21 protein-coding genes are annotated in these 26047 nt (G+C 41.6%); 17 read left to right on the forward strand and 4 right to left on the reverse strand.

From position 1 onward, the window contains the following. The first annotated feature begins 352 nt into the window (after nt 1–352). The 4 genes from ACXAHI_RS19225 to ACXAHI_RS19240 all read left to right on the forward strand — a co-directional run bounded on the left by ACXAHI_RS19225 (nt 353) and on the right by ACXAHI_RS19240 (nt 5775). Entirely contained in the window at nt 353–1792 is a 1440-nt protein-coding gene (locus ACXAHI_RS19225; protein WP_474850605.1) for an NADP-dependent isocitrate dehydrogenase, read from the forward strand. A 320-nt stretch (nt 1793–2112) separates the two neighbouring features. Next, the gene (locus ACXAHI_RS19230) at nt 2113–3591 is read left to right on the forward strand and encodes a spore germination protein (protein ID WP_474850607.1); all 1479 of its coding nucleotides are present in this window, start codon (nt 2113–2115) and stop codon (nt 3589–3591) included. A gap of 22 nt (nt 3592–3613) precedes the next feature. Continuing rightward, the gene (locus ACXAHI_RS19235) at nt 3614–4708 is read left to right on the forward strand and encodes a GerAB/ArcD/ProY family transporter (RefSeq protein ID WP_474850609.1); all 1095 of its coding nucleotides are present in this window, start codon (nt 3614–3616) and stop codon (nt 4706–4708) included. Then, nucleotides 4705–5775: a Ger(x)C family spore germination protein gene (locus ACXAHI_RS19240; RefSeq protein WP_474850611.1), complete on the forward strand. Its 1071-nt coding sequence runs from the start codon at nt 4705–4707 to the stop codon at nt 5773–5775. The genes ACXAHI_RS19235 and ACXAHI_RS19240 overlap by 4 nt, the downstream gene beginning before the upstream one ends. Before the next feature lie 18 nt (nt 5776–5793). On the opposite strand, the gene ACXAHI_RS19245 is transcribed toward ACXAHI_RS19240, so the two are convergent. From ACXAHI_RS19245 to ACXAHI_RS19255, 3 genes are all read right to left on the reverse strand, one after another. Then, complete coding sequence (locus ACXAHI_RS19245; protein ID WP_474850614.1) at nt 5794–6357, reverse strand: NADPH-dependent FMN reductase; 564 nt, start codon at nt 6355–6357, stop codon at nt 5794–5796. A gap of 94 nt (nt 6358–6451) precedes the next feature. After that, nucleotides 6452–7105, reverse strand: coding sequence for a response regulator (locus ACXAHI_RS19250; RefSeq protein ID WP_474850616.1), 654 nt, complete (start codon nt 7103–7105; stop codon nt 6452–6454). 12 nt (nt 7106–7117) lie between these two features. Continuing rightward, nucleotides 7118–8716, reverse strand: coding sequence for a GAF domain-containing sensor histidine kinase (locus ACXAHI_RS19255; protein WP_474850618.1), 1599 nt, complete (start codon nt 8714–8716; stop codon nt 7118–7120). Between the two features lie 220 nt (nt 8717–8936). On the opposite strand from ACXAHI_RS19255, the gene ACXAHI_RS19260 reads away from it, so the two are divergent. Then, a complete protein-coding gene (locus ACXAHI_RS19260) occupies nt 8937–9428 on the forward strand; it encodes a universal stress protein (protein ID WP_474850620.1) in 492 nt (163 codons plus the stop codon). Nucleotides 9429–9467: 39 nt separating this feature from the next. Here ACXAHI_RS19260 and ACXAHI_RS19265 read toward each other — a convergent pair whose 3' ends face one another. Further along, nucleotides 9468–9824, reverse strand: coding sequence for a YuzC family spore coat inner layer protein (locus ACXAHI_RS19265; protein WP_474850622.1), 357 nt, complete (start codon nt 9822–9824; stop codon nt 9468–9470). A gap of 137 nt (nt 9825–9961) precedes the next feature. On the opposite strand from ACXAHI_RS19265, the gene ACXAHI_RS19270 reads away from it, so the two are divergent. The 12 genes from ACXAHI_RS19270 (at nt 9962) to ACXAHI_RS19325 (ending at nt 25897) form a co-directional block, all read left to right on the forward strand. Further along, the gene (locus ACXAHI_RS19270; protein ID WP_474850624.1) at nt 9962–10201 is read left to right on the forward strand and encodes a hypothetical protein; all 240 of its coding nucleotides are present in this window, start codon (nt 9962–9964) and stop codon (nt 10199–10201) included. An 85-nt stretch (nt 10202–10286) separates the two neighbouring features. After that, nucleotides 10287–11765 carry a hypothetical protein gene (locus tag ACXAHI_RS19275; RefSeq protein WP_474850626.1) on the forward strand — a complete coding sequence of 493 codons (1479 nt, stop codon included), beginning with the start codon at nt 10287–10289 and terminating at the stop codon, nt 11763–11765. Between the two features lie 2 nt (nt 11766–11767). Continuing rightward, nucleotides 11768–12211, forward strand: a complete 444-nt coding sequence (locus tag ACXAHI_RS19280) for a GNAT family N-acetyltransferase (RefSeq protein WP_474850628.1) — start codon at nt 11768–11770, stop codon at nt 12209–12211. Between the two features lie 96 nt (nt 12212–12307). Next, nucleotides 12308–14701, forward strand: a complete 2394-nt coding sequence (locus tag ACXAHI_RS19285) for a DUF7408 domain-containing protein (protein ID WP_474850630.1) — start codon at nt 12308–12310, stop codon at nt 14699–14701. Beyond that, nucleotides 14694–15620 (forward strand): ABC transporter ATP-binding protein, encoded by a 927-nt coding sequence (locus ACXAHI_RS19290; RefSeq protein WP_474850632.1) that lies wholly within the window; start codon nt 14694–14696, stop codon nt 15618–15620. Before ACXAHI_RS19285 ends, ACXAHI_RS19290 begins: the two co-directional genes overlap by 8 nt. 1 nt (nt 15621) lies before the next feature. Beyond that, complete coding sequence (locus ACXAHI_RS19295; protein WP_474850635.1) at nt 15622–16476, forward strand: ABC transporter permease; 855 nt, start codon at nt 15622–15624, stop codon at nt 16474–16476. Further along, nucleotides 16473–18014, forward strand: coding sequence for a hypothetical protein (locus ACXAHI_RS19300; protein ID WP_474850637.1), 1542 nt, complete (start codon nt 16473–16475; stop codon nt 18012–18014). Before ACXAHI_RS19295 ends, ACXAHI_RS19300 begins: the two co-directional genes overlap by 4 nt. Before the next feature lie 2 nt (nt 18015–18016). Continuing rightward, nucleotides 18017–19012, forward strand: a complete 996-nt coding sequence (locus ACXAHI_RS19305; protein ID WP_474850639.1) for an AAA family ATPase — start codon at nt 18017–18019, stop codon at nt 19010–19012. After that, the gene (locus tag ACXAHI_RS19310; protein ID WP_474850641.1) at nt 19009–19884 is read left to right on the forward strand and encodes a DUF58 domain-containing protein; all 876 of its coding nucleotides are present in this window, start codon (nt 19009–19011) and stop codon (nt 19882–19884) included. The genes ACXAHI_RS19305 and ACXAHI_RS19310 overlap by 4 nt, the downstream gene beginning before the upstream one ends. A 9-nt stretch (nt 19885–19893) precedes the next feature. After that, nucleotides 19894–21693 carry a vWA domain-containing protein gene (locus ACXAHI_RS19315; protein ID WP_474850643.1) on the forward strand — a complete coding sequence of 600 codons (1800 nt, stop codon included), beginning with the start codon at nt 19894–19896 and terminating at the stop codon, nt 21691–21693. Beyond that, nucleotides 21683–24436, forward strand: coding sequence for a VWA domain-containing protein (locus tag ACXAHI_RS19320; protein WP_474850707.1), 2754 nt, complete (start codon nt 21683–21685; stop codon nt 24434–24436). Before ACXAHI_RS19315 ends, ACXAHI_RS19320 begins: the two co-directional genes overlap by 11 nt. Nucleotides 24437–24532: 96 nt before the next feature. Beyond that, nucleotides 24533–25897 carry a sigma-54 interaction domain-containing protein gene (locus ACXAHI_RS19325; RefSeq protein WP_474850709.1) on the forward strand — a complete coding sequence of 455 codons (1365 nt, stop codon included), beginning with the start codon at nt 24533–24535 and terminating at the stop codon, nt 25895–25897. The last annotated feature ends 150 nt before the right edge of the window (nt 25898–26047 follow it).

Here is a 26047-nt window from a genome sequence, read left to right on the forward strand (position 1 = left end):
CATCATAACGGAGGGCTTTTTTGTATGCAATAGAGGATTCCTTTTCTGACAGGAATTCTCCCGTGGTCCAACGGGCGTTCGAGACTCGAAGCGGACGGTTTTTGTACGCTTTGAGGCTCGGGCGTTCGTCCACAGGAAAGCAAGAGGTATTCAAACTCCTATGTTATAGGGACCACAATATCTAGATTTATCAACTAACTGAACCTCATCAATGAGGTTCTTTTTTGTTTTAGCACTATATCGTGCTAAATTGACAAAAAACAACAGGATTTCTATAATAACGAAGGAAAGCGATAACATGATGGTTTATCATAGAATCTGTGAGACTGACCAGAGAGAAGGGGAGAGAACCATGGCAGAAAAGCGTCCGATTACAGTTGCGACAGGGGACGGGATAGGTCCTGAAATTATGGAAGCAACGATGCACATTTTAGAACAAGCTGGGGCAGAAATAGAACCAGAGTATATTGATGTAGGTGAGAAAGTTTATCTTACAGGAAACTCCACTGGAATCCCACAAGAAGCATGGGATTCATTACGCCGTACAAAAGTATTTCTAAAAGCACCGATCACAACACCTCAAGGCGGAGGCTACAAAAGCCTAAACGTTACGATTCGAACTGCTATGGGTTTGTATGCAAACGTTCGCCCATGCGTATCATATAGTCCGGTTATTGAAAATAAACATCCAGACATGGACTTAGTCATCGTACGTGAAAATGAAGAAGATCTTTACGCAGGAATCGAACATCAACAAACTCCTGATGTGGTCCAAAGCCTAAAGTTGATTTCTCGTCCAGGTTCTGAGCGTATCGTTCGTTATGCGTTTGAGTATGCTCGTCAAAACAATCGAAAAAAGGTCACTTGCTTAGTGAAAGATAACATCATGAAATTAAGTGACGGTTTATTTCATCAAGTCTTTAAAGAAATCGCCGCGGAATATCCTGATATCGAGTCTAGTCATTACATCGTAGATATTGGTATGGCACGTATTGCAGATACACCTGAAGAGTTTGATGTAATCGTAACACCAAATCTTTACGGAGATATTGCTTCCGATATCGCTGCTCAAATTGCTGGTAGTGTTGGTTTAGCGGGCTCTGCTAATATCGGTGACGAAATCGCTATGTTTGAAGCAATCCATGGAAGTGCACCGGATATTGCTGGGAAAGAAATTGCAAATCCATCTGGCCTTCTTCATGGAGCGATTATGATGCTCGTTCATATCGGACAGCCTGAAGCTGCTCAGAAGATTCATAATGCATGGCTGAAGACGATTGAAGACGGCGTATTAACAGGTGACATGGCAAGAGGAAAAGCAGCTGTAGGAACGAAAGAATTTGCTGCGGCTGTTGTTGAACGTCTTGGTCAGTCTCCGTCTACGCTTGAACCCGTTTCGTATAACAAGAAAACAATCCAGAAAGAAAAAGATTTCGACCGTCCAAAACATGAGGTTGAGCGTGAATTAGATGGTACAGATGTTTTCTTATTCAACAACACACTCACTGTAGATGAAATTGGTGAAAAGCTTGAGAGAGCGGCTGGAGAATCCTTTGAGTTCGTCATGATGACAAACCGCGGAGTAAAAGTATACCCAAATGGTTTCTCAGAAACGTTCCTATCTGACCACTGGCGTTGCCGTTTCCAAAAGGCAGAAGGAAAGCAAGTCGAGCAGTCAGAAATACGTAAACTACTATCACGCATTGAAGACGAAGAGCTTGATTGGATTAAGATTGAGAACCTCTACCGTTTTAATGGAAAAATTGCTTACTCATTAGCACAAGGTCAATAAAAGGATATAAAAGTCTGTCGAGAAAATCTCGGCAGGCTTCTTTTTGTATGTGAATATAAGGCTAACTTTTTATAACTGATTAATGAAGTGAAGAACTCGAACACTAGAAGGGATGTTTAGTTTGGAGTACAAGGCGTTCGTCCGCGGAAAGCGTGCAATCGACTAGACTAAAAATAGGGAGTACGCAATAATAATATCGTTTTTCAGGCAAGCTGAAGCGCAAAATTGTGCTTCTTTTTTTGTGTGGATGTTTGGATAATCAAATGAATCATGAGAACACTAACGTACAGATAGTATTGTAGGACTGTGGGGTGATTCGTGTGTTTCAATGGCTAAGAAAACGACAAAAACCAGATAAAATAAAGAACTTACCCCAACTCATTGCTAACTTGAAAACATCCGGGGACTTTCTCCATTTTAAAAGTGAACAGACCGGTTTGCCTTTTTTTATATACTACTTTAAAACGTTAGTAAATGAGCAAGAACTTAGCGAGAAAATCTTAGCGCCAATGATAAAGAACAAGGTTTTATCGCTTAAAGAGGTTAAAGAAACTGTTCCTATTTCAGGAATCATCGTAACGGACGATCTTTCGGACATATGTGAGAAAGTCATGATAGGGTATCTTATCGTTCGATTCAACGAAAATTCCAACGAATGTGCACTAATTCCTTCCCCTACAGATATCTCAAGAAAAGTATCACAACCTGAAGTGGAGTTTACGGTAGTAGGGTCAAAGGAAGCGTTTGTGGAATCACTTGATAAAAACCTTCATTTGATACGTAAAAGACTACCTGTCCATGAGTTAAAAGCATATGAGATAACGATTGGAAGGCTTACTCACACAAAAGTAGCCGTCCTTTATTTAGATGGAATTACAAATCAAGAAAATATACAGACTGTCAAAGATCGCCTAAAGGGTATTCAAGTCGATCAAATCGTAGATAATTCCGTTATTATGCAGTTGATTACAGACAATCAAAATTCTCCTTTTCCTCAGCTCGTTGATACTGAGCGACCAGACCGAGCAGCATCCGTGCTTTGTGAAGGGAAGATCGTCATCTTATCAGAAGGGTCCCCACAAGCACTGCTAGGACCTACTACATTTATTGAGTTTTTCTCTGCGTTCGAAGATTATTTTGTGAATTGGATTATCGCATCAACGGCACGGCTCATTCGGATATTTGCAGTGCTGTTTTCAATTCTTGTAACACCGCTTTATGTAGCGACATTGACCTATCACTATGAGCTTATTCCGAGTGACTTACTCAGTACGCTCGTAAGCTCGAGGCAGCAAATACCGCTACCACCTATTCTTGAGGCGATTTTCTTAGAACTATCCATCGAGCTCCTAAGAGAGGCAGGGGCAAGACTTCCTACTAAGGTTGGTCAGACGATCGGTATCGTAGGTGGTATCGTAATCGGAACAGCTTCAGTTGAAGCGGGTTTAACGAGTAATGTCTTATTGATTATCGTTGCACTCGCTGCGCTTGCATCTTTTACAACACCTGTTTACCGAATGGGTAATACGATTCGACTCATACGCTTTCCGTTTCTTCTGTTTGCACACCTATGGGGGTTACTAGGAGTCGTACTATGTTTCTGCTTTTTACTCGTCCATCTACTCCGATTAAAGTCACTAGGTAAGCCATTTCTTGAGCCGATTTATCCACTTCGAGTAAAAGATTTGAAAGATGCACTGATCAGGTTGCCACTTAGATTTCAAACGAAGAGGCCGATTCAATTACAAACTGAATCTACGGTGAGGTTTGAAAAAGATAAGAACGAATTCCATGAATAGCAAGTGAAAGGAGAGATTTTATATGCCAAATATGGAAGTAAAAGAACAACATAAAATTTCACCTTTCCTTGTGTTTTATTTGGTTCATACGATGCAAGTAGGCGTTGGTGTAATGGGCTTTCAGCGCATCGTTGCAAAAGAAGCTGGGAACGATGCATGGATATCGGTTTTAGTTGCAGGAATTAGTCTTCACTTGATCATCTTTCTCATGTACAAAATTCTATTAAAAGAGAATGGCGATATCATTGCAGTCCATAGGAGTCTTTTAGGAAAGTGGTTGGGAGGGTTCCTCAGCTGGATCCTTGTTATTTATTTTATCGCAATGAGCATTACGGTTTTAAGAACATACATAGAAGTGGTTCAGGTTTGGATGTTTCCAGATTTGAATAAATGGATATTTGGTGGTGTTTTCTTAATTCTTGTATACTACTGTCTTTCTGGCGGATTTAAAGTCGTTACTGGAATTTCATTTTTCGGGGTTGTGCTACCATTTTATCTTCTATTGACGATGATATTTCCTTTGTATCACGGCCATTTTAGAGACTTACTACCAATACTTAATCATTCAATCTCGGAGCTATATGCGGGTGCCAAAGGCGGGGCGCTTCCATACTTAGGCTTCTCCACGCTCCTACTGTATTTTCCTTTCATTAAAGACCCTGCTAAATCGCATCGCTGGGCTCAGGGGGGTCATTTATTAACAATTTTCATTTATGTTATCGTCATGGTCGCCACCATCGTTTTCTTTAGTGAGAATCAGCTAGAAAAAACAATATGGGCATTGCTAACGACTTGGAAAATTGCAGAGATGCCTTTTGTTGAGCGCTTTGAATACATTGGGATCGCAACTTGGGCACTCGTGATCCTCCCAAATATCTGTATTACGGTCTGGGTGGCTGGGAGAGGGATCAGAAGGTTGACGACCATAAAACAAAGGAAAGCGACCATCCCCATTTTAATCTTAATTCTGATTACGAATGGCATGCTGACTGAAAGAGGAAAGATTGATGTATTGAATAGCAGTATAAGTAATGTTGGATTCTATATGACTTTTATCTATATACCTCTTCTTTTTCTCTTACAATTCGTCGTATACAAAGTGAGGAAGCGCCAATGAAATTAAGAGTTCTGTTTTGCGTAAGCATCTTTTTACTGAGCGGCTGTGTAGAAAATTTAGTTGTGGACGACATCCAGATGGTAACCGTTATTGGATACGAAAAAGGTGATGATGGAAACATAAAAGGAATAGCAGTTGCTCCACAATTTCAGGCCGATGGAAAAATAGAGAACAGCGTATATATTGAGGAAGCAGAGATCAGTAAAGAAATAAGAAGCCAATACAATTCAGAGTCTCCTAAACCGTTTGTAAGTGGGAAGTTGCAGCTCGCAATCTATAGTAGAAAGATTGCTGAAGAGGATGGAATCATGGAACTGACCGACACTCTTCAACGGGATCCATCGATCGGTTCGCGCGCATTTTTAGCGATCTCAGATAGTGACATTCAAAAAATGTTGAGTACGAAATTCGGAAATGCAGATACTGGGCATTTCATCCATAGTATTCTAGACCATAACAGTAATTACGGGATGCTTCCGAAAACCAACTTGCATAACTTTTTCTACTATTATTTCTCAGAAGGAAATGACCCATTTCTTCCACTCATCAAGATGGAGGAAGGGAAAGTGAAGATATCGGGGCTTGCTTTGTTGAAACAAGATAAGATGGTAGCAGAATTACCAGCGGAGGATCTTTTTACATTCAAGATACTTTACGAAAATTTCAGCAGTAACGATTCGTTCACAACTGACCTTGGTGATGGGAATCATGCATCGATTTACAATATCGCTTCGAAAAGAAAGATCGACTTGAAGAAGCTTAAGAAGAACGAGATAACGTTGAATGGAAAAGTATTAGGGGTAATCAAAGAATACACTGGAAAAGAATTGAGTGCTAAAGTGATAAACGATATCGAGAAGGATATGGAGGAGGAGGTTGAAGCGAAAGGAAGAGAGATGATCAAGAAGTTTCAGGAGGAGGGCATCGATCCGCTAGGTCTCGGGAACGCCGTCCGTAGTGTTACAAGAGGGAAGTTTGATTACGACGAGTGGAAGGACCGTTATCCAGAGGTCGATATTAAATTTAATATGCAGGTCGTGATAACAGAATCAGGCGTAATCGAATAAGGAAAAACGCATCCAAGATTAGTTGGATGCGTTTTGATGTGTTTCGACTGGCTGGCTCACTTGTTTCGTGAGGGTAATCAGTTCGTTCACTACGACTAATAATCGTTCTTTCGCATGTTCGTCTGCCATGTATCCTTTCTCATCAAAGCAAGTCGGATCGGCGCAAAACTGGTCAGGCAGCACGAGTGCGTATAAGCCACGCATCACTGTTCTCATGTTGTTAAGAGCATTGATGCCACCTTTACCACCACCACCTACGGAAGCAAGCGCAGTAGGTTTATGTTTGAAATGACTCCCACCAAGAAAATCAAGCGCGTTTTTTAGGGCACCGCTCATGCCGTTATGGTACTCAGGTGAGCAAAGAAAGAAAGCATCAGCTTTCGTTGCATATTGTAAGAGGCGCTGTACCTCTGGATGCTCTAAGTCTGTTTGATCGCCTTTAAAGAGCGGTAGTTCATGAAAGTTTACATCAAAGGAGAGGACGTTGATCCCTTTTTCCTCTAGTTCGTCGATAATCGTGTTCGATAAGTTGCGTGTCATTGATTTTTCTCGTGGGCTGCCATTCATTACAAGAATATTCATGCGTATTCCCCTTTCATTATTTTTTCTATAGTTTTAGATTATCAGAATAGTGAGAAGTCGTAATCAACAGAAGGACCGATACATATCTCAGACTTTAGTCGTATGAGTCAAACCAGTTCTTTCGGGTAGCCAGTAATGCAGCTTGCGTGCGATCGTGTAATCCTAGTTTCGAGAGGATGCTGCTGACGTGCGTTTTGACTGTCTTCTCGGTAATGTATAACGTTTTCGCGATCTCTTTATTGCTTTTTCCGGTTGTGATTTCACGTAATACGTCTTTCTCTCTCGGTGTAAGCATTTCGAGTGATGGCTCACCTTCTACCTCTGAAGTCCCATTCATGTGTGAAAGAATTTGATTCGTTGCTTGAGGATGGAGGTGACGGTGTCCTTTATAAGCAGAACGGATTGTAAAGATCAATTCGTCCGGATCGATATCCTTTAGTTGATAACCTTCTGCACCTGCTCGAATAGCCGGTAAAACGTGTTCTTGATCTGAAAAACTCGTGAGTATGATGATTTTGGTTTTCGGTAATTGTTTTTTTATGTTTTTAGTGGCTTGAATGCCATCCATCTCAGGCATGATAAGGTCCATCAAAATAACATCTGGATGAAGTTTTTCGGCTAAGTCTACTGCTTCCTTTCCTGTTGACGCTTCGCCTACGATTTCAATGTCGTTCTGCGTTTGTAAGAAGAGCCTCAAACCTTTTCGCACCATTAAATGATCATCTGCAAGGAGAAGTTTTATTTTCATATCGATCCCTTTCTACTTTACTATCGGCAGAACGGCTTTAACCGTCGTACCTTGATTTGGAATACTATTGATTTTTAAGGAACCACCTAGCAGCTCCGTTCGTTCTTTCATACCCTGAATGCCTAACGTGAGTGACGTAAGTGAGGTTAGGTCAAATCCTTTTCCTGAATCTTTAATCGTAAGCGCTACTTGTTTTTCCTGTATCTCCAATCTAATTCGAACTTCTTTCACGTTTGCGTGATTGTGTACATTGTTTAACGCTTCCTGACCGACCCTCCACAGAGCCTCTTCGATAAACCTCGGTAACTCTTTGATTCCTTCCGTCTCAGAGTGAGGCTCTAAGCTAAGCCCTGTCGCGTAGGAAATTAACGAAGTCATAAGACCGGCCTCCATCCCAGAGGGTCTAAGCTGCCAGATCAGGGTTCTCATTTCACGCATCGCGTCCTGAGCCATCTGCTGAATATCTGATAGTGCATCTGTAAGAACAGGGTTTTCTTCTTCTTGTGAGCTGCGTGCCCCTCTAGCCGTCATCGACAAGGAGAAAAGCTTCTGACTAACAGAATCATGAAGATCCCTTGCTAACCTGTTCCTTTCTTCAGCGAGAAGCAGTTCTTGTTTCTTGTAATTTAGTTTCACATGTTCAATCGCTAGAGCCATATGATCTGCGATTGCTTTCGTAACATCCTTTTCACTACTTTCAAAAGCGCTGTCTTTTTCATTTGCTACTAAAAGAACGCCGATATGCTCATCTTTTACTGAAACCGGTAGTGAGAGCGTTGAAGTTGTTTCCGGATATAGTAAAAACTCACTCGTTGTCTCCACAGTTTGCTGTTCATCAAAAGCTTGATCGATCATAGGTAGTTCTTCTTTAGCGTAACATTCTTTCAAAAGTGACTTTTTCCCATCTATATGATGTTTAGATAACAAAAAATCGTTTCCCTCTTTTACGAAAAAACCAACAAACGGCCATTCATAGCATTTGCCTGTACGGTTTATTACGACGTCGATGATATGATCGATTCGTTCTTGTTTCCATAGTTCTCTTGTAATCGTTTCAAGTTTGGAGAAATTCTCCCCACGTTTTTGTTCACTTTCAAACAAAAGCGTCCGTTTAATAGCGGTACCAATTTGAAATGCAACAGATTCTAATAACGTTAATTCTTCATCTGAAAACTGCTCTTTTCCAGGAGACCCGACGTTAAGTAACCCAAATGTTTCACCTGCTGCAGCAAGAGGTACGGTAGCATGATGCGTCAGTCCCTCAGTATTACCGAGTTTTAACTTCGTGGCATCTTCTAGACGCTTGCACTCAATGATGTTTACAGCCTCTTTAAGCCTTCCATCCCAATAACGGTTCAAACACCAGCATGATCCGGAACACATCAACTGCTTGTTGTTCAGGGACAAGGCTTGAGGTAAGTGTGAGTCGGCTGCGCACGTGAAGCTCGATCGATCGTGAGTGAGAAACATCCAACCAGACGTTAGTCCAGTTACACTCAGCAATTCTTCTAACACAGACTGAAGCATCTTCTCTAAATCAGTCGAACGGTTTAACGTTTCAGCAATCGCTTTAAGCGTTAACAGTTCTTGTTCGTGTTGCTTATCTTCCACAGTCTCTCCCTCCAAAAAACGTACAATTGGTAGAGTTCATTATACTATAAGAACCTCAGTTTCTAAATTCGCTATGAGAAGATTGAAAAGAGTTTGATTACTTATACGTTATGATCATGTAACAAATATATCGTTAAGAATACGCTTTCGACCACAGCGTTATTTTATAGAGGAACCGGGTATATCATTACTACTTCAATCCATAAGGAGAGTGAATAGTATGTATTCAAGAATTCTGGTTGCCTATGATCGTTCTGAAGATAGTGAGAAAGCATTGCATCAAGCAGTAAAGCTTGCAGAGCTCAACCATGCCTCCCTCACGCTTGTACATGTGATGAAGGACTCGAATAAGTTTTCGACTCAGGCTGCAACGAGAATTCCTTATGGAACTGGTAGCATTGGAAATGAGGGCCATGCTGGCGTTCCTTCTCCGGTGAACGAAACTACTGAAGGCATGAACATCGAACGAAGTCAGGGAGAAGCCATGCTAAGAGAAGTGAAAGAAACGTTAAGGCATATGGGTATAAATGTTCACACAGAAGTAAGAGCAGGTGATCCTGCTAAGGAGATAGTAGATTTAGCGGTTATGACGGAAGCTGAGTTGATCGTGATTGGAAGCAGAGGTTTGAGTGGGGTGAAAAAATGGATGCTAGGAAGCGTTAGTCAGAAAGTAACACAGCAATCACCATGTCAGGTATTAATCGTAAAGTAGTTCATGATGAGAGAGCCTTTAACCAGGCTCTCTTTTTCATTACCAGCAAAGCTTGATCGAGAGTTCGCTGCAATCACTTTCGTCCCCGGTGTGAAGGTCGATTCGAATCGCATCAGGTGTATAGGTTGTTTTCAAAGCAGACTGAACCCCAGTACTTCTAATAAGGGAATGAACATAGGTGTGGTCGTTACTTTGAGCTGCATCTTTTAGTTCGTGCGCAAAATGATGGTCCTCATGCACTTTGTTCAATAACTTTCTGCCTTCTTCCATAAGGTGAAGACACGTACCCGCAGAAGCTTGAAAGCGCGTTACTTGAACAGGTGGCATCGGTCGAAGATAATCAGAAGGCACATATCTGTTTGGTGGTAGATACGGTGGTCTGTGATGGAAGTACATTTCACCCCTCCTTTTTTCCTCTACATAGTTATACGGTATGGATATGAATTGGAATGTGTCACTACCTGGTAAGTTGAGAAATCAGATTAAGACAGGTTACAATATTGGAGAAGACGCGTTAGAAGGAGTAGGGATACTTGAAGAAATATGTGATTTTCACAATTAGTTTATTTTGTTTTTATTTTATATGTAATTTAATCATCGGCTTCATCGTGAACAAAGCTTTCCAGCCAGAATGGCTACCGATCTGGAGCAAGGGTCAGCAGATAACAGGAAGCATAACGTTCGGTCTGTTGTATAATCCAATAGATCTTATCAGTTTAATCGTAGCACTCGTGATCAGCATCGGAATTTCATCTAAATACAAACCATCTTAACCGTGTCGTAAGCACGGTTTTTTTGCTGCCCTTTGCTGTGAATAGAAAGAATAGTATGATAAATATGGAAGAACTGTAAAAAGGAGTGAAGATCATTCTTAAGAAGAATGCACCTAAATTTTTAATTGTCTTAGCAATATTTACTGGCTTTCTCTTCTATATGAATTGGAGCAATAGTAAAGAGCCTACTTTTACGATTAGTGATGAGTTCGAGCAAGTTAATTCTGAACAAACGTTGATGGCTGAATTGACGAAGCAGTTAACTGGCTCAGAACTCGCTGCAAACTACGAATTATTTGAAGATGTAGACCATGAGAAACTATTAATGGACGTTCAGCGGACCTTAAAAGTTGAAAAAGCATGGTTACACCAAGGTGAACTGCAGGTTATTTATAGTTTCGATTTACGGTCAGAGGATAAAAAGCAATTGGACGTACCGTATTTGATGTTTGAAGATATCGGTCTAATGGCTGAAGGGAAACGCTATAATTTTGAACTCACAACACTTGAGACGAATTGGCTGTCAAAAGGTTTTGTACATAACTATCGACTGTATAGAGGCATATCAATACGAATGACAGGGTCTGAAGAAAATTTTGAAAAGCTTCAAACAATAACTGAACATGAAGAGATTAGTCAAATTGTAATCGATCGACCTAACACGATTCACGGATCGTTTGAAGAAAAAAAAGCAATGGAGCCTTTGAAGGTCGATCTCTCACTGCCTACAAATGCAAATGATGAGCTTGAGAGAATTAAACTAAATGAGAAAACAAATTTGAAAGATGGAAGAACGATCGAATGGGAAGCGCTCACTTTTCTTATTCATAATACGAAGCTCTCATTTAACATGAATACCGAGCGTCCATTACAAGGCATGACGTTACGAGTAAAGAAGCCGAATGGAGAAGTTTTTGAAGACCAACTGAATGTCGGGAGCTTAGGAGAAGGACAATATGAAGTGAACATGAGAGGGTTTACGGAATTTCCAAATGAACTAAACTTTGAAGTGACTGCGCTTGAATTCATGGATGAAGGCACACCCATGACGTTTACAATTCCGAAAGAAATAATCACTCAAGGGTTGAGAATGGATAAAGGAGAATCGCAATCTATCGAGAAAAAGATCGGATCTAAGAATGGAGTGAACATCTTTTTCGAAGGACTGTCTACAAATGATACATACGGTGGGCCACATCAAGATTTGATGGGGATATTGGTTGGGTTAGAAGGTGTTGAGGACAAACAATTTAATACTTGGTTTAATTACGTGACAGAAGGTATGCAAAATTTAAAATATAACATCGCAGGTGATTCTGAGTCTGAGGTCTATCAATATAGGCAAGGCCCTCTTATTGAAATATCCGACCAAGATGGAAACATCTTAGAGCCTATCGGTAGCTCACTAAATCCGACCCCTGAAAAAGAAGTTCAAAATATATTGATCGAAAGAATCTACTTTGAAAATGCTAGCGAAATAAACTTGAAAATCAGTCACTTCCCCTATGTTGAACAGCTTGAAGAGAACAATACGACGTTTACGTTAACAAGTAAAGGAGATTGATCATGATAATAGATAGAGAGTTGGAAGACTATCCGTTCGATCTTCTTCTCGATGCAGATCCATCAGTCGACAAGGTGAAGGAGTATCTCACGCATGGGGTTTGTTACACCGCGAGAATTAGTGAGAAGATAGTTGGAACTTATGTTTTGTTACATAAAGGATCTTTCGCAGAAATCATGAATATAGCAGTAGAAGAATCTTATCGAGGAAAAGGGATAGGTAAGAGATTATTACTGGATGCGTTAGCTAAAGCAAAGCTAATGGGAGTGGAGACTGTTGAAATTGGGACAGGAAATTCTAGTATAGGTCAGTTAGCTCTTTACCAAAAGTGTGGATTTAGGATCATAGACATTCAACAAGGCTATTTTGAACAATATGAAGAAGAAATAATTGAGAACGGAATCGTATGCAGAGATATGATAAGATTATCGATTTCTGTTCGGTAAGGGATATTGTTCCATTTTCTTTATGAGAAGATGGAACTTTTTTGCATAATAAATCGTTCAATTAATGGAGAGACGATGAAAAAGGGGGAAGAAAAAGTGAGGAACATACATAAACAATTAGCAATTATTCTATTTTTCATAGTTGCGATGTCGGTACCTCAGTTTGCCAGTGCAGCAGGTGGGATAGAGGTAGAAACAAACATAGGCATCGACGGAAAAGCACAGATTGGAAAAGGCTTTCCTGTCGAGCTCACTCTTAAAAATAAAGGGGAGAGTGTAAAGGGTGATTTGGTCATTGCTTCAAGCAAAGGCTATTCCTCTGGTCAGAACCAGGTTGTCCCAGTAGAACTAGGGGAAGGTGAGGAAAAAACTTACCAGCTTACCGTTTCAGGGTTTGGGGAGCATGTCCAGCATTCGGCAAGCCCTACGAAGAAAAAGCAGCATATTTATTTTTATGAGGGAGGCTTTGAGGACGGAAAGCAAGTGGAGCTTTCAGGAGATCTCGATTTAACGCCTTCTTTTTTACCGTTCGATCGCCTTGTAGTCGGTGTGCTTAGTGATGATCAAGATGCGTTCAATGCGATTAAGGTAACTACAATAAATGGTAGTTCTCCAGAAGTCATTCAAATGGACTCTGTTTACAATTCGGCAGAAGCACTCGAGGTATTTGATCTCATAGTCATTAATGAGTATAACGCAGCGGCGTTTTCAGATGACCAACAGGAGAAGATAGCAGAATGGGTTGAACGTGGGGGCAGCCTCGTGATCGGCAGTTCCTCTGGTGTGACGGAGCGTCTTGGGTCGTTGAGTGACATGTTACCCCTTACTCCAACAGGATCAGAGCAGTTAAACGAATTCAAGGTTCTTAATTCTGAGGAGTCACTGTCTCTATCAAACTTTGAAGTGATGACTGGTGAATTGAAAGATTCAGCAAAAGTAGAATTTAAGGAAGGTAACACACCACTCGTTGTTAGTGATTCTATTGGAATGGGACAGGTCATTCAGCTTACATACAATCCATCCTCAAAAGCACTCGTTGACTGGGAAGGAAATAGCAAATGGTGGGATAAACTGATCCAAACCACTGTAGATGTTAGCAGGGGTGGATACAACTCAACGGATGACATGCTTCAGCAGCTGACGTATGACTCAGAGATGTTCCCAGGGTCTGTCATCCCGATTTCAATGTTAGTTTTGGTGTTTGCGATCTATCTTATAGTAGTTGTACCTGTTCTCTACGTTATTTTGAAGAAAAAAGATCGACGTGAGTGGGGTTGGTGGATTATTCCTTCCCTCGCTTTGATTACTAGCATCGGTATTTATCTCGTAGGAGCAAAAGATCGACTGAAGGGAACACAAGTGAATGAAATGTTGGTTTTCGAGCTTAATGAATCCGGAATGGCTTCAGGGTATGGAAGTGCTTCACTTTTAACAAACGGAAGCGGGGATTACAGTCTTTCATTTGAGGGAGAAACCTTAACTCTTTCACCAAAAACAGATCACGTATATGAAGATATTGATTACAGCACGTTTCCTATGAAAGAAAATACGGTCGATGGAGAGAAGCTCACATTCCAGGATGTAGAGTACTGGTCCACACGATCTGCAACGATTACTGTACCATCAGTCCAACTAGGTGAACTCGAAGCTGATCTAGCAGTGGTAGATGGTCAGTTGACTGGTGAGATCACTAGTAACTTAAAATACGATTTAAACCATGTATACCTCATCAGTGGTACAAAAACTTATGAGCTTGGGAACGTTAAAGCGAGCTCTAGAACGGCGATTACGGTCGATGACGTTGAGAATACCTTGATGACTGCTCCATCATCCTATGCTGCACAAAGTGTGTTTCCAAATGCGCATAATGCTTATGGAGGACAAGGAAGCAATGAAAACTGGAAAGAGTTTTCGATTCTAGAATTCTATTTATCGAATGGCATGCTCAATTCTAGAAATACATCTCCAGTGATAGTCGGATATATGGATGACTCGATCCTTAATGGAAAGATCAATGATAAATCACCGAAGAGAAATAGTTTAAACATGATCGTAAAGCCGGTCGAAGTTGAAACTTCAGACGCTGGAGAGTTTTCCATCGATCTAGGTGAAACTGTTCCTGAGATCGATACGCTTGAAGGAGACGCTGAGTTTTACACTGAGCCATTAGCGAATGGGGAGAATTGGATCGATATCGGCCAGGGCAAATTTGAATTTCGTTATCAGCTTCCTGAATCAATCAACAATAAAGATGTGACGTTTGAAGAGCTGACGGTAAAATTTGATCAACTCAACGGGAATTCTGAAATACGTTTGATGAATAAACAAGACGGCAAGGTTCTAGAGCAACAAAGCGAGAAGATAACAAACAATGTGAAGGATTACGTGATGGATAATGCAATCGTTCTTCAAGTAGAGAGACCGAGCGGTATGAAGGGTCAATTCTTTGTTCCTCGTATAACGGTAAAGGGGGAGATTACTAGTGATTGAGATTGTTAATCTTACGAAGCGCTATGGATCATTTACAGCGCTCGACCAAATGAATTTAACTATAGAAAAAGGAACCGTATTCGGAGTGGTTGGTCCAAACGGTGCAGGGAAGTCTACCACGTTCTCAATCCTAGCTACACTTCTTGCGCCAACGAGTGGCACAGCATATATTGATGGGATCGACGTGACGCAAAACCCGTCGAAGATAAGAGAATACATCGGATATATGCCTGACTTCTTCGGTGTATATGATTCATTAAAAGCAGGTGAGTATCTCGACTTTTACGGCGCGAGCTACGGTATCGCTCCAAAAGAGCGGGAGGTTTTAATCCCTCAGCTCCTAGAACTTGTGAACTTATCTTCGAAGAAAGATACGTACGTTGATTCGCTTTCTAGAGGGATGAAGCAACGTCTCTGTCTTGCTCGTTGCCTTATCCATGATCCTGAAATATTAATTCTAGACGAGCCTGCTTCAGGTCTTGACCCACGTGCACGAGTAGAAATGCGCGATATTTTGAAAGAACTTAAAGCAATGGGAAAAACGATACTGATTTCTTCGCATATTCTCCCAGAGCTGTCTGAAATGTGTGATGCGCTTGGCGTCATTGAAAATGGACAGCTCGTCGCAACGGGTTCAGTCGCTGCGATTCAACAGCAGTTAAAAGCAAACAAAGTGTTAATCGTAACTGTTCAAAATGAGTTTGAACGTGCTAAACAGTTCTTCGAAGATCAACCGCTTGCAGTAGATGTTCGGAAAACAGCTGATACTGAACTTCAGTTTGGGTTTAATGGAACGGACGAAGATCAAATCCAATTGTTGAAAGAGGCTTTACAACATAGCCTACCGATCCTTAGCTTTACAGAGGAAAAAACGGATCTTGAGGATATCTTTATGGAAATAACGAAAGGAGTGGAATAAGGTGAAGGCGTTACTTTTAAATCCAGTCCTGAATAAAGAATTTAAATTGAGGCTCAGGTCTTTTAAGAGCTATCTAGGGATACTCATTTATTTAATCGTTCTAGGCAGCATTGGAATCGGGTTCATCTTTTTAACAACGATGAACGCGAGGATGGGGTATTTCCGTCCGGAAGAAAGTCGAATTATGTTCATGGTGCTGTCGATGGTGCAGCTAGGACTGATTTTATTTATGACACCTGGACTAACAGCCGGTGTGATCAGTGGGGAACGTGAGCGACAAACGCTAAACATGCTTCTCACGACAAAACAATCTTCAGGAAGCATCATTGTAGGAAAGCTGTTGTCTTCTTTATCTTTTCTACTACTGATCATCGTGGCATCTCTCCCGCTCTACAGCATCACGTTTCTATTTGGAGGGGTAGCCCCTGGGACCATTCTTGCTACCTTTGGACTTTACATGATTACAATTCTGACGATCGGTAGTTTGGGCGTGATGTTCTCTACTTTAATTCGAAAAACAATCGTGTCGATGATCACGACATACGGCGTCGCGCTATTTTTAACGGCATTTACGGCTTTTGTTGCGGTATTATCGATTCAGTTCATTTCGATGGGTGGTCCGACCCAAACACAAAATCCTATTCCATACCTTATGTTGATGGGGAACCCTGCTGCTGTGCTCATGACTGTATTTGAACCTAGTATGCAGAAAGAATTGATGAAACAAAGTGGCATTTCGATTCCTCTTTGGATTAGTTACTTATTCACCTGTGTCTTCTTGATCACCTTGTCATTATGGATCAGCATTTCGAAACTGAGACCGAATATGAGAGTAAACAAGAGGAAAAAAGCATGACAGAAAAAGAGTCGTTTCTCTCCTATCTAAACGTCCTTAAGCGAAAGCTACAGGTTCAGTATGTAACGATGAGAGCGATCAACGGTTTATTAATAGCATTTGGAATAGCCATACTCATTCTTGTAACTGGTCGTATCATCGCAATTCCGTATCTGCTTTATATTTCAGCAATAAGTGCTGGACTCGTTTTCCTAGCTATCTTGATTATAGCGTTGGTGAAGAAGCCTGGTTTAACGGATGCTGCAAAGTTTTTTGACCGGTTCGTTGGTGAAGATCGCGTTGAGACAGCTTTGACGTTCTTACGAGATGATTCAAATGAGATGATCCGTATTCAGCGTAACGATACTGTTCAGAGAATGCGTCGTACGATGACAGAAGTTCATGATATGAAACTTTTAACAAGCAAAAAGCGTATCGGCTCTTTGGTAGGTACTGGTCTTATGATTTCTGCCTTGGTACTTTTTCCGAATAACACGATGGAGCAAGGGTTCCTCATCGAAAAAGAAAATGAATTGGTAGAGAAAACAAAAAAAGAGTTGCAGAATCTACCAACAGATAAAGATTCTTCACTACAGGAAGAGAAAAAAGAGTTAACAAAACAACTAGAAGAAGCGAATTCAGCTGAGGAACTGTTGCAGAAACTTTTAGCAAAAGAAAAAGAGTTAAACGAATTGAAGAAAGAAGCTGAAAGAGCGAAGAAACAACTGATGACCCTTTCCGAAAAGAGTAAGGGGTTAAAAGGCATGTCAGAGGCTCTAAAAAAACTTGATCAAGATCAATTAAAGCAAGCGATGGATGCGTTAAAACAAGAAGAGCTTTCACAGGAGCAAAAAAACACGCTGAAGATGTTAGCAGAACAGATGACGGAATCACCTCAGCCAGGAGAATTGTCTGATGAAGAGATGCGTGAGTTATTAGAAAGCCTTGAAAAATCGATGAGTGAAGCTGTTGCAAGTGCCAACCAGTTGGGGGATATTCAAACATTACAAAACAGCTTGCAAAGCGGGGCGAAGTCTCTAAATTCATCGATGCAAGCTTCCGGTATGGGAGGCGTACAATCGCTTTCTTTTGCCAACTCTAGCTCACAATCTAGTAGCCAAGGAAGTTCTAGCGGCAATAGCACCGGGGCTGCCAGTGGGAATTCTAAATCAGCCGATGGAGCAGGCACTTCTGGCAGTGGAGGCAAAGGAAAAGGAAATGGAAGCGGAAATGGAAGCGGTGGAAGCGGTTCGAGCTCTGGAACAGGCGGTTCAACAGGTGGAACAGGTCAAGGTGATCGAGAGCTATTGACCGTTCCAGATCGAATTGGTGGAGAAGGAACGATCGAACAAGATAGCGGTGAACTTGGCGAAGGTAGCAGTGAGATGGAAGAAGCCAACGAAGCGCCGGTCCTTCCTGGTTCAGTCAGGTCTTACCAAGAAGTGTACGGTGATTATGAAGAAGGATACCGGCAAAGCGTATATCGGATGCAGCTCCCAACACATTTAGAATCTCTCGTAAAGCAATACTACAGTGAGATGAACCCGGAAGGAGAATAACAGTGGTCGAATTAAAAACACAGGAAAATAAACTATCGTACACCAGAGAGAGAGTAGAAGAGATTCGAGCAGAGCTTGGTAAGTTTATTGTAGGGCAAGAAAAGACGATCGAGCAGGTTCTTTGGACGGTCTTTTCTGGAGGGCATGCGTTGCTTGAAGGCTTGCCTGGTTTAGGAAAGACGATGCTCGTAAGAACGCTCTCAGATATTATGGATTTGGATTTTTCTAGGATTCAGTATACGCCTGACTTAATGCCGGGGGATATTACGGGTACGATGATGATTCAACCTGATGAAAAGGGAGGACAATCTTTCTCGTTTCATAAAGGACCCATCTTCTCAAATATCGTGTTAGCTGATGAAATTAACCGTGCCACACCGAAGACTCAGAGCTCATTACTAGAAGCGATGCAGGAAAAAACAGTAACCGTTATGGGAGAAATGAAAAAACTTCCTCGTCCATTTTTTGTCTTAGCTACACAAAACCCAATCGAACTTGAAGGGACGTATCCACTACCAGAAGCACAGATGGATCGGTTCTTAGTTAAGATTGACGTCGAGTATCCTTCACGAGATGAGTTGAAAGAGATTGCGGTGCGAACAACGGGTGGGAATCATGTAAAACTCGAAAAGGTTGTAGACGGTCAGTTTATAGTAGATGTTCAAAACCTCACGAACGACGTTCTTGTAGCTGATAGCATCATGGATTTCGCAGTCTCACTCGTTATGAATACACATCCAGATCAAGAAGGAGCACCTGAGGATGTTCAACAATATGTGCGATACGGTTCAGGACCACGTGGTCTTCAAGGAATCATCAAGGTTGCAAAAACAAGGGCGCTTTTAGCGGGGAGGGCTAATGTGTCGATCGGAGATATTAAACAAGTCGCTATACCGGTTCTAAGGCATCGAGTCTTCCTGAATTTTGAGGGGGAAGCATCAGGGATTGTGACGGATGATCTTCTTATGGAAGTGATTAAAGGATTAGAAGAAAGATGACACTATTATCTCCACAGTTCCTTCAACGATTACCTAAACATAGAATTCAAACTGCAATTGTAGCAAAAGGGTCTCATCGAGGGGAAAGAAAATCTACGAAGCTAGGAACGTCTCTCGAATTTTCCGATTATCGCCTTTATTCACCAGGGGACGACCTGCGACAAATCGATTGGAATGCTTATGCCAGAACAAAGCGTCACTATATTAAGAGGTTTATGGATGAACAGGAGCTGTTGATTTCCATTTATTTAGATTCTACCTCTTCCGTTATGTTGGACAAAGGAAAAAGGGAGTATGCTCAAGCTCTCGCGGTAGCATTCGGATATATGGGGGTATGCGGAGATGACCGAGTTTGTCTTCATCCGGTCGGTGACAAGATACCCTCTTTTCCATTTCGTAAGGGACGAGCGTATAGCACGAAACTTCTAAACTATGTTGCGTCTCTTAATCACTTAGAGGAAAGAGCAACGCAATCTTTTATGAAAGACGTTGTTCGTAAGCTTCCGAAAAAGACTGGGATTTCCATCGTGATCAGCGATCTCATGGAGCCATTAGAAGAGATTCAATTAACTCTGAAGCGACTTCAAGCACAAAAACAACAGGTGCGATTGGTGCAAGTGCTGTCAGAGGAAGAAGTAAACCCTAGTTATAAAGGAGACTTGAAACTGATCGATAGTGAAAGTTCTACAGAAACAAACGTCTCGATGAGTAAGAATGTCCTACGCTCTTATCAGAAAAGATTTGAGTCTCATCAGCATGATCTCGCTCAGTTTTGTTCGGAGCGTGGGATCAGTTTTGTGACATGTTCAACTTCTGAGGCGATCGACAACGTAGTGTTTCGTGATTTTCGTAGGAAAGGCTGGATTTTGTGAGGTGATGACATGGGGTTATTGGTACCCTCTTTTTTATGGCTGTTAAGCTTAATAGCTGTAATTATTGTATTTTACTTATTTCGAAAGCAATTTGATAAAACTCGAGTGCCATCTACTTTCCTGTGGAATCAAGTGATTGAGGAGTGGCAGGCCTCTAAATGGTGGAAAAAGCTTCAGCAAAACCTATTGTTTTATTTGCAGCTCTTGTTTATCCTACTCATCGTTCTCGCACTCGCGAGGCCTTTCGTTACGACAGATCGCCTATCAGGTGAAACAGGGGCAGTCGTACTCGATACGTCGGCTACAATGTCTGCAGGTGAAGGGGAGACGAAGTTTGATCAAGCAAAGAAAGAAGTACTCGATTTAATAGACACCCTTGGAGATGATCAGAGCTTAACGATGGTCACTTCAGGGGCAGTACCTACAATGATATTTGCAAAAGAAACGGACAAACGAAAAATGAAAAAGATCGTCGAAGAGCTCTCGTTAACTTATGAAGAAGAAAACATACAAGAAGCGATTAGCCTTGCTTCATCGTACATAGCGAATCAACAGGGAAGTGTATACGTATTCTCAGATGACGTGAAAAAGAATGAGGTTAGCGATGTTCAACACCAGGTTGTAGTTAAAAACATTGGTGGTAAAGTGAAGAATCTATCATTACGAACCTTTGGAGTGAAGAACGATCAAGCAACGGCTACAGTGAAGAATGAAATGCCGGAAGCGTCAACTGTCAGTTTATCGGTTTATTCTGAAGATGAGTCATTGATCGAAACAAAAAATGAAAAGGTGAATTCAGGAGAGTCATTCACGTTTCAGTTCGATGGATTACCGGAGGGTACCTATTTTAAAGCACAGATTAAGAACGAAGATGATTACAAGGTCGACAATACCCTCTATACCTTTTCAGAGGTAGAGGCTGCGCCTCAAGTCTATCTAGCTGGTGACGTCTCTCCTTTTATAAAACGAGCCATCATGCTGCTAGGGTATAGTCCGGTCACGTTATCCATTGAAGGCGATTCTTTTTCATATCCTGAACGTGAAGATGCTATTTACGTGTTGAACGGGGTAGCACGTGAAGATTGGCCGGAATCAGGAGGGATCTTACTCTTTTCTCCTATGATTCAGAATTCCAATGGCTATGAAGTGAAAGAGAAAATTGAACTTGAAAAGACGCTGTCGAGTAAAGACCAGGCTGTATTGGAATATGTGAGTATGGAAGATGTTTACCTGAACGCTGCATATCCGACTTCAATTCCACTCGAACCAATCGTAACTAGCGGTGATACTCCTGTGTTGCTCAGCGGGAAACTCGAGGGAAGACCGATGATGTTTGCTTCATTCGATATCGAAGATTCTGATTGGCCATTGCATCCTAGTTTTCCAATCTTTATACAAAACGCGATTCAATTTGTGAGTGAAGATCAACATTTTCTTGGTTCTTATTCCCCAGGTCAAACAATCGAATTACCGTATTCATCAACAACGAAAGGTGCGGTATTAGAAGATAGTAAAGGAAGTCATTTGGGAGATTTAAGTACGGACGAGTGGAGCCAACCTGCTCCTTATCAACCTGACTTGTATACCATCGTTGAGGAACGAACAGATGGCTTTCAAGAGAAGCGCTTCATTGTAACTCTGCCTTCGAATGAACGGTCACCAATAAGTAGCGAGTCTTTCGCATTAGGAGAAGAAACGAAAGCAGTTACAGAGTCGGGTAAGATTGAATGGTGGTATGTGCTCGCTGGTTTAGGGCTTCTCATTTTATTGATCGAATGGGAGGTGTATCGTCGTGGGCATGCATTTTGATCAACCTCTATGGCTGTTCACCTTCTTCCTCGTCGGACTATCGTTATTTCTATACTGGAAACAAATGCGATCTACTACTGAAGAGTGGGTTTTACTTTCGTTCAGATCTCTACAATTTATTTGCTTGATCTTTGCACTTGCTGGGATGCAAATCGTAACGCCTGTTACAGAGGTTTCAACCATTTTTGTCGCGGACAGATCTGATAGTCAAAAGAACCAAAGTGAAGAGATGATGGACTATATTCAGAGCTCACTTGAAAACAGTCGATCTGATGATGAGTTTGGTGTCGTAACCGTTGGATCAGATGTGAATGTTGAACGAAATTTAAATGGTTATGAGAAGCAGAAGATTGAATTTCTTGCTGAGACCGATGGCAGTGCTACAGATCTTGCTAGTGGTCTTAGTGTTGGTGGAAGTCTACTAAACACGGAACATCGATCGAGGGTCGTTCTGTTAACGGATGGAAACGAAACGGTACATGATGCAGTAGCACGTGCAGAAGAATTAGCGAGGCAAGGCATCACTGTAGACGTAAAAGCATTTGATCCTGAATCAAGAAAAGATGCTGCGATTACGTCGTTTCGTGTTCCAGATAAGGTGTATACAGGAGAGACGGCAACTCTTGAGCTTAATGTTGAAAGTAACGAAAAGATGATAGGCAACGTAAGAATCTATGGAGGAAACGAACAAATCATAGATAAAGAAGTGGAGCTCGAAGCTGGCATCAATCGGTTCACGTTTAACGATGAGATTTCAGAAGCGGGTTTCAAGGAGTACAAAGCTGAAGTGACTGCACCAGATGACACGATTCCTGAAAATAATGAAGCGTACGGAATTTCAGTCGTAAAAGGTACGCCTAAAATCTTAGTGGTCGAAGGCGAAGCAGGCGAAGGAGATAATGCGGTAGCAGCGTTAGCTTCTACTGATCTATCTGTAAAGCAAATTACCCCTGAATTTCTTCCGACTACTCTCACTGGTCTAGCGGAATACCAATCTATCATCTTTGCGAATGTGTCCGGAACACAGGTGAGTGAAGCACAAATGACAATGATCGAGTCGGCTGTAAGAGACTTTGGTACAGGCTTCATCATGACAGGTGGGAAGAATAGCTTCGGATTAGGTGGGTATTTTCAAACGCCGATTGAAAAGATTCTTCCTGTTGATATGGACGTGAAGGGTAAAAAAGAAATTCCATCGCTCGGCATGGTCATGGTACTAGATCGTTCAGGAAGTATGTCAGGGTACAAGCTCGATCTTGCAAAAGAAGCAGCTGCTCGTTCTGTGGAACTGCTAAGAGAGAGGGATACGTTTGGGTTTATCGCTTTCGACGATCGTCCGTGGGAAATCATTGAAACGAAGCCGATCGAGGATAAGAAGAGTGTGATCGAAAAAGTATCGAGTCTCACCTCAGGAGGAGGGACCGAAATTTTTACATCACTCTCACTTGCTTATGAAACATTGTCTCCTCTCGAATTAAAACGGAAGCATATCATTTTGCTTACTGATGGACAGGCAAGCAATCGACCTGATTATGAAACGATGATAAACGCCTCAGAAAATAGCGATATTTCACTTTCGACTGTTGCAATCGGAACTGATTCGGATAAAGCGCTTCTCGAAGAAATCGCTGGCTACGGAGAAGGACGTTTTTATGACGTTGAAGATCCATCAACGATTCCTAGTATATTAGCAAGAGAAACAGCGTTAACGACAAGGACGTATATTGAAGACAACCCTTTCTTCCCGGTTTTGACGGGAAATGAATTGCAGTCGTTCCTTGAAGGTGGGGTACCAAGAATGAATGCCTACATTGCTACGACACCAAAAGGGAGGGCATCTGTTCTTCTTCAGAGTGAGAAGGAAGATCCAGTCCTTGCAAGGTGGCAATACGGTCTTGGTAAGACGATTGCCTGGACGAGTGATCTTAGCGGTGAATGGTCTGGTAATTGGCCATCTTGGAAGCAGTGGTCCGCTTTCTGGAACAATATGGTGACATCCACCCTTCCACAGTATGAAGGTAGTGCGTTTGAATTGAAGACCGCTAAACAAGGGGATCAGTCAACTGTTTCTATTACATCTTATGATGACATTAAAGGAGAAGTAAGTGTAAAAATACTAGATTCAGGAGGTAACGAAGTACCATCACAATTTAACATTACTGCACCTGGAGAATATGAATTAACTTTTAAAGGAGAAACAGGTGTTTACTTTGCTCAAATTCAACAGCAAGAAAATGGCGAAGTAACCGACGCTTATCAAACAGGATTCGCCCTTCCATACAAGGAGGAGTACCGTCCAGTGAATCTCGACCAAAAGAAGCTTGAAGCGATTGCTGAGGCAGGAAATGGACGCGTGCTCTCTGATAATGATAATGTGTTTGAACGAAATACACCTGTTGGGTACGATCGAAAGCCTATTTGGAATTATCTGCTGTTACTCGCACTTCTCTTATTCATTGCAGATGTTGCCATTCGTCGTTTTGGTCTCAAAAAAGTCAACTTGAAGAATAAGCAATTGAAAAAGGATCGACCTCAAACACAAGTAAGCACGAGCAAATTAGAACGGTTAAAAACAGCGTCAAAAACTAGCTCTACGAAGAAAACTTTTTCTAAAGTTGATCCACCAGAGGAAGTCGTTACAAAGAATGAGAAGAAAAGGCAAGAGCTGCCTATTAAAAAACAAGAATCGTCAAACAGTGATCGGATGTCCAGATTGCTCGATGCGAAAAATAGACGTAAGTAACGGTAAGGCTCTTGTGCAACCACAAGAGTCTTATTGATTTTAAGAGGAAGAGAGATGGTACAATAAGAGAATGATAGGGAAAGAGGAGTGGCTAAATTGAACCCTGGTGAGCTTACGATCAAGTGCAACATCTTAGAGAAGATTATTGATAACGCTTACGAATGGATCGTTGTGGTAAATACCGATGGCTTAATCGATTATATGAATAAAACGTACTGCGAATTTTTAGAAGTAAAGAGTGAAGAAGTCATTGGAAAGCATGTAACTGATGTTATCGAGAATACCCGAATGCATATCGTAGCAAGAACAGGCGAGCTCGAACTTGCTGATCTCCAATACATCCGTGGAAACTACATGATTGCCAATAGAGTCCCGATCTATCATCATGATGAACTCATCGGAGCTGTGGGAACGGTGATCTTTCGTGATACGGAGCAATGGAAACAGATGAACACGCATGTGAAGGGACTGCTTTCAGAGCTTGAATATTATCGAAGTGGTACTGCAAAAGAAAATGGTGCAAGCTATTCTCTTTCAGATATCGCAGGCGTTTCTGACTCCATACAAAGCTTAAAGGACAAAGTTAAGCAAATTGCGAGTGGGAACGTGTCTGTGCTCATACGCGGGGAAAGTGGAACGGGTAAAGAACTCTTTGCTCACAGTATCCACCAGCTAAGCGAACGAAGCAATCGGCCTTTTGTTAAAGTGAACTGCGGTGCGATTCCAGATCAGCTTCTTGAATCAGAGCTTTTCGGATATGAAGAAGGGGCTTTTACTGGAGCGAAAAAAGGCGGGAAGCCAGGGAAATTTGAACTTGCGAATAACGGAACGATTTTTCTCGATGAGATCGGTGATATGCCCGTAAATATGCAGGTGAAATTATTAAGGGTTCTTCAAGATCGAGAAGTGGAGCGGGTCGGTAGTCTTCGCTCAAAGAAAGTAGATGTAAGAATAATCGCTGCGACGAATCGGCCGCTCGAAGCGATGGTAGAGGAACGCAGGTTTCGAGAAGATCTGTTTTATCGAATTAATGTTATCCAGCTATTTATTCCTCCTTTACGAGATCGACTTAAGGATGTAACGCCTCTTGCAGAATTGTTCGTAAAGAAGATCTCTGTAAAAACTGGGAAGCGAGTACTTGGGATAGAGGAAGAAGCGATGAGGTTTCTTCTTCAACATAACTGGCCCGGTAACGCTCGGGAACTTGAGAATGCACTTGAAGCAGCAGTTCACTTAACAAGAAATGAAACGCTCGATGTGGATGCTTTACCAGATTATTTAACAGAAGAAAAAACGATCGTGTCAGCTGGTCGAAAATTAAAGGATGTACTAGAAGAAGCAGAGAGGGAAGCAATTCGAAAGACGCTTGTTAAATGTTCCGATAATAAGATCGAAGCAGCAAAAATTCTAGGAATAGGGAAAACGAGCTTATATGACAAGATAAAAAAATACGACCTTTAAGCGATTCCGCAAAACCGGAAATAATTCCGTTTTTGCGGAATTTTTCTGTTTTGACAGATATAGATGAGGTTTGATGCATTTTTCTCAATGCGTATGCTCTGAAATTCCGAAAATGCGGAAACGTATGAATGGATCGAATGCTTTAAAGTA

It is taken from the genome of Anaerobacillus sp. ABD4_527 (assembly GCF_056160805.1).

What these genes read in the sequence shown, in the direction of transcription:
- ACXAHI_RS19225 (WP_474850605.1), top strand. Translation starts at nt 353, where the DNA reads ATGGCAGAAAAGCGTCCGATTACAGTTGCGACAGGGGACGGGATAGGT.
- ACXAHI_RS19235 (WP_474850609.1), top strand. Translation starts at nt 3,614, where the DNA reads ATGCCAAATATGGAAGTAAAAGAACAACATAAAATTTCACCTTTCCTT.
- ACXAHI_RS19240 (WP_474850611.1), top strand. Translation starts at nt 4,705, where the DNA reads ATGAAATTAAGAGTTCTGTTTTGCGTAAGCATCTTTTTACTGAGCGGC.
- ACXAHI_RS19245 (WP_474850614.1), bottom strand. Translation starts at nt 6,357, where the DNA reads ATGAATATTCTTGTAATGAATGGCAGCCCACGAGAAAAATCAATGACA.
- ACXAHI_RS19250 (WP_474850616.1), bottom strand. Translation starts at nt 7,105, where the DNA reads ATGAAAATAAAACTTCTCCTTGCAGATGATCATTTAATGGTGCGAAAA.
- ACXAHI_RS19260 (WP_474850620.1), top strand. Translation starts at nt 8,937, where the DNA reads ATGTATTCAAGAATTCTGGTTGCCTATGATCGTTCTGAAGATAGTGAG.
- ACXAHI_RS19265 (WP_474850622.1), bottom strand. Translation starts at nt 9,824, where the DNA reads ATGTACTTCCATCACAGACCACCGTATCTACCACCAAACAGATATGTG.
- ACXAHI_RS19280 (WP_474850628.1), top strand. Translation starts at nt 11,768, where the DNA reads ATGATAATAGATAGAGAGTTGGAAGACTATCCGTTCGATCTTCTTCTC.
- ACXAHI_RS19300 (WP_474850637.1), top strand. Translation starts at nt 16,473, where the DNA reads ATGACAGAAAAAGAGTCGTTTCTCTCCTATCTAAACGTCCTTAAGCGA.
- ACXAHI_RS19310 (WP_474850641.1), top strand. Translation starts at nt 19,009, where the DNA reads ATGACACTATTATCTCCACAGTTCCTTCAACGATTACCTAAACATAGA.
- ACXAHI_RS19315 (WP_474850643.1), top strand. Translation starts at nt 19,894, where the DNA reads ATGGGGTTATTGGTACCCTCTTTTTTATGGCTGTTAAGCTTAATAGCT.
- ACXAHI_RS19320 (WP_474850707.1), top strand. Translation starts at nt 21,683, where the DNA reads ATGCATTTTGATCAACCTCTATGGCTGTTCACCTTCTTCCTCGTCGGA.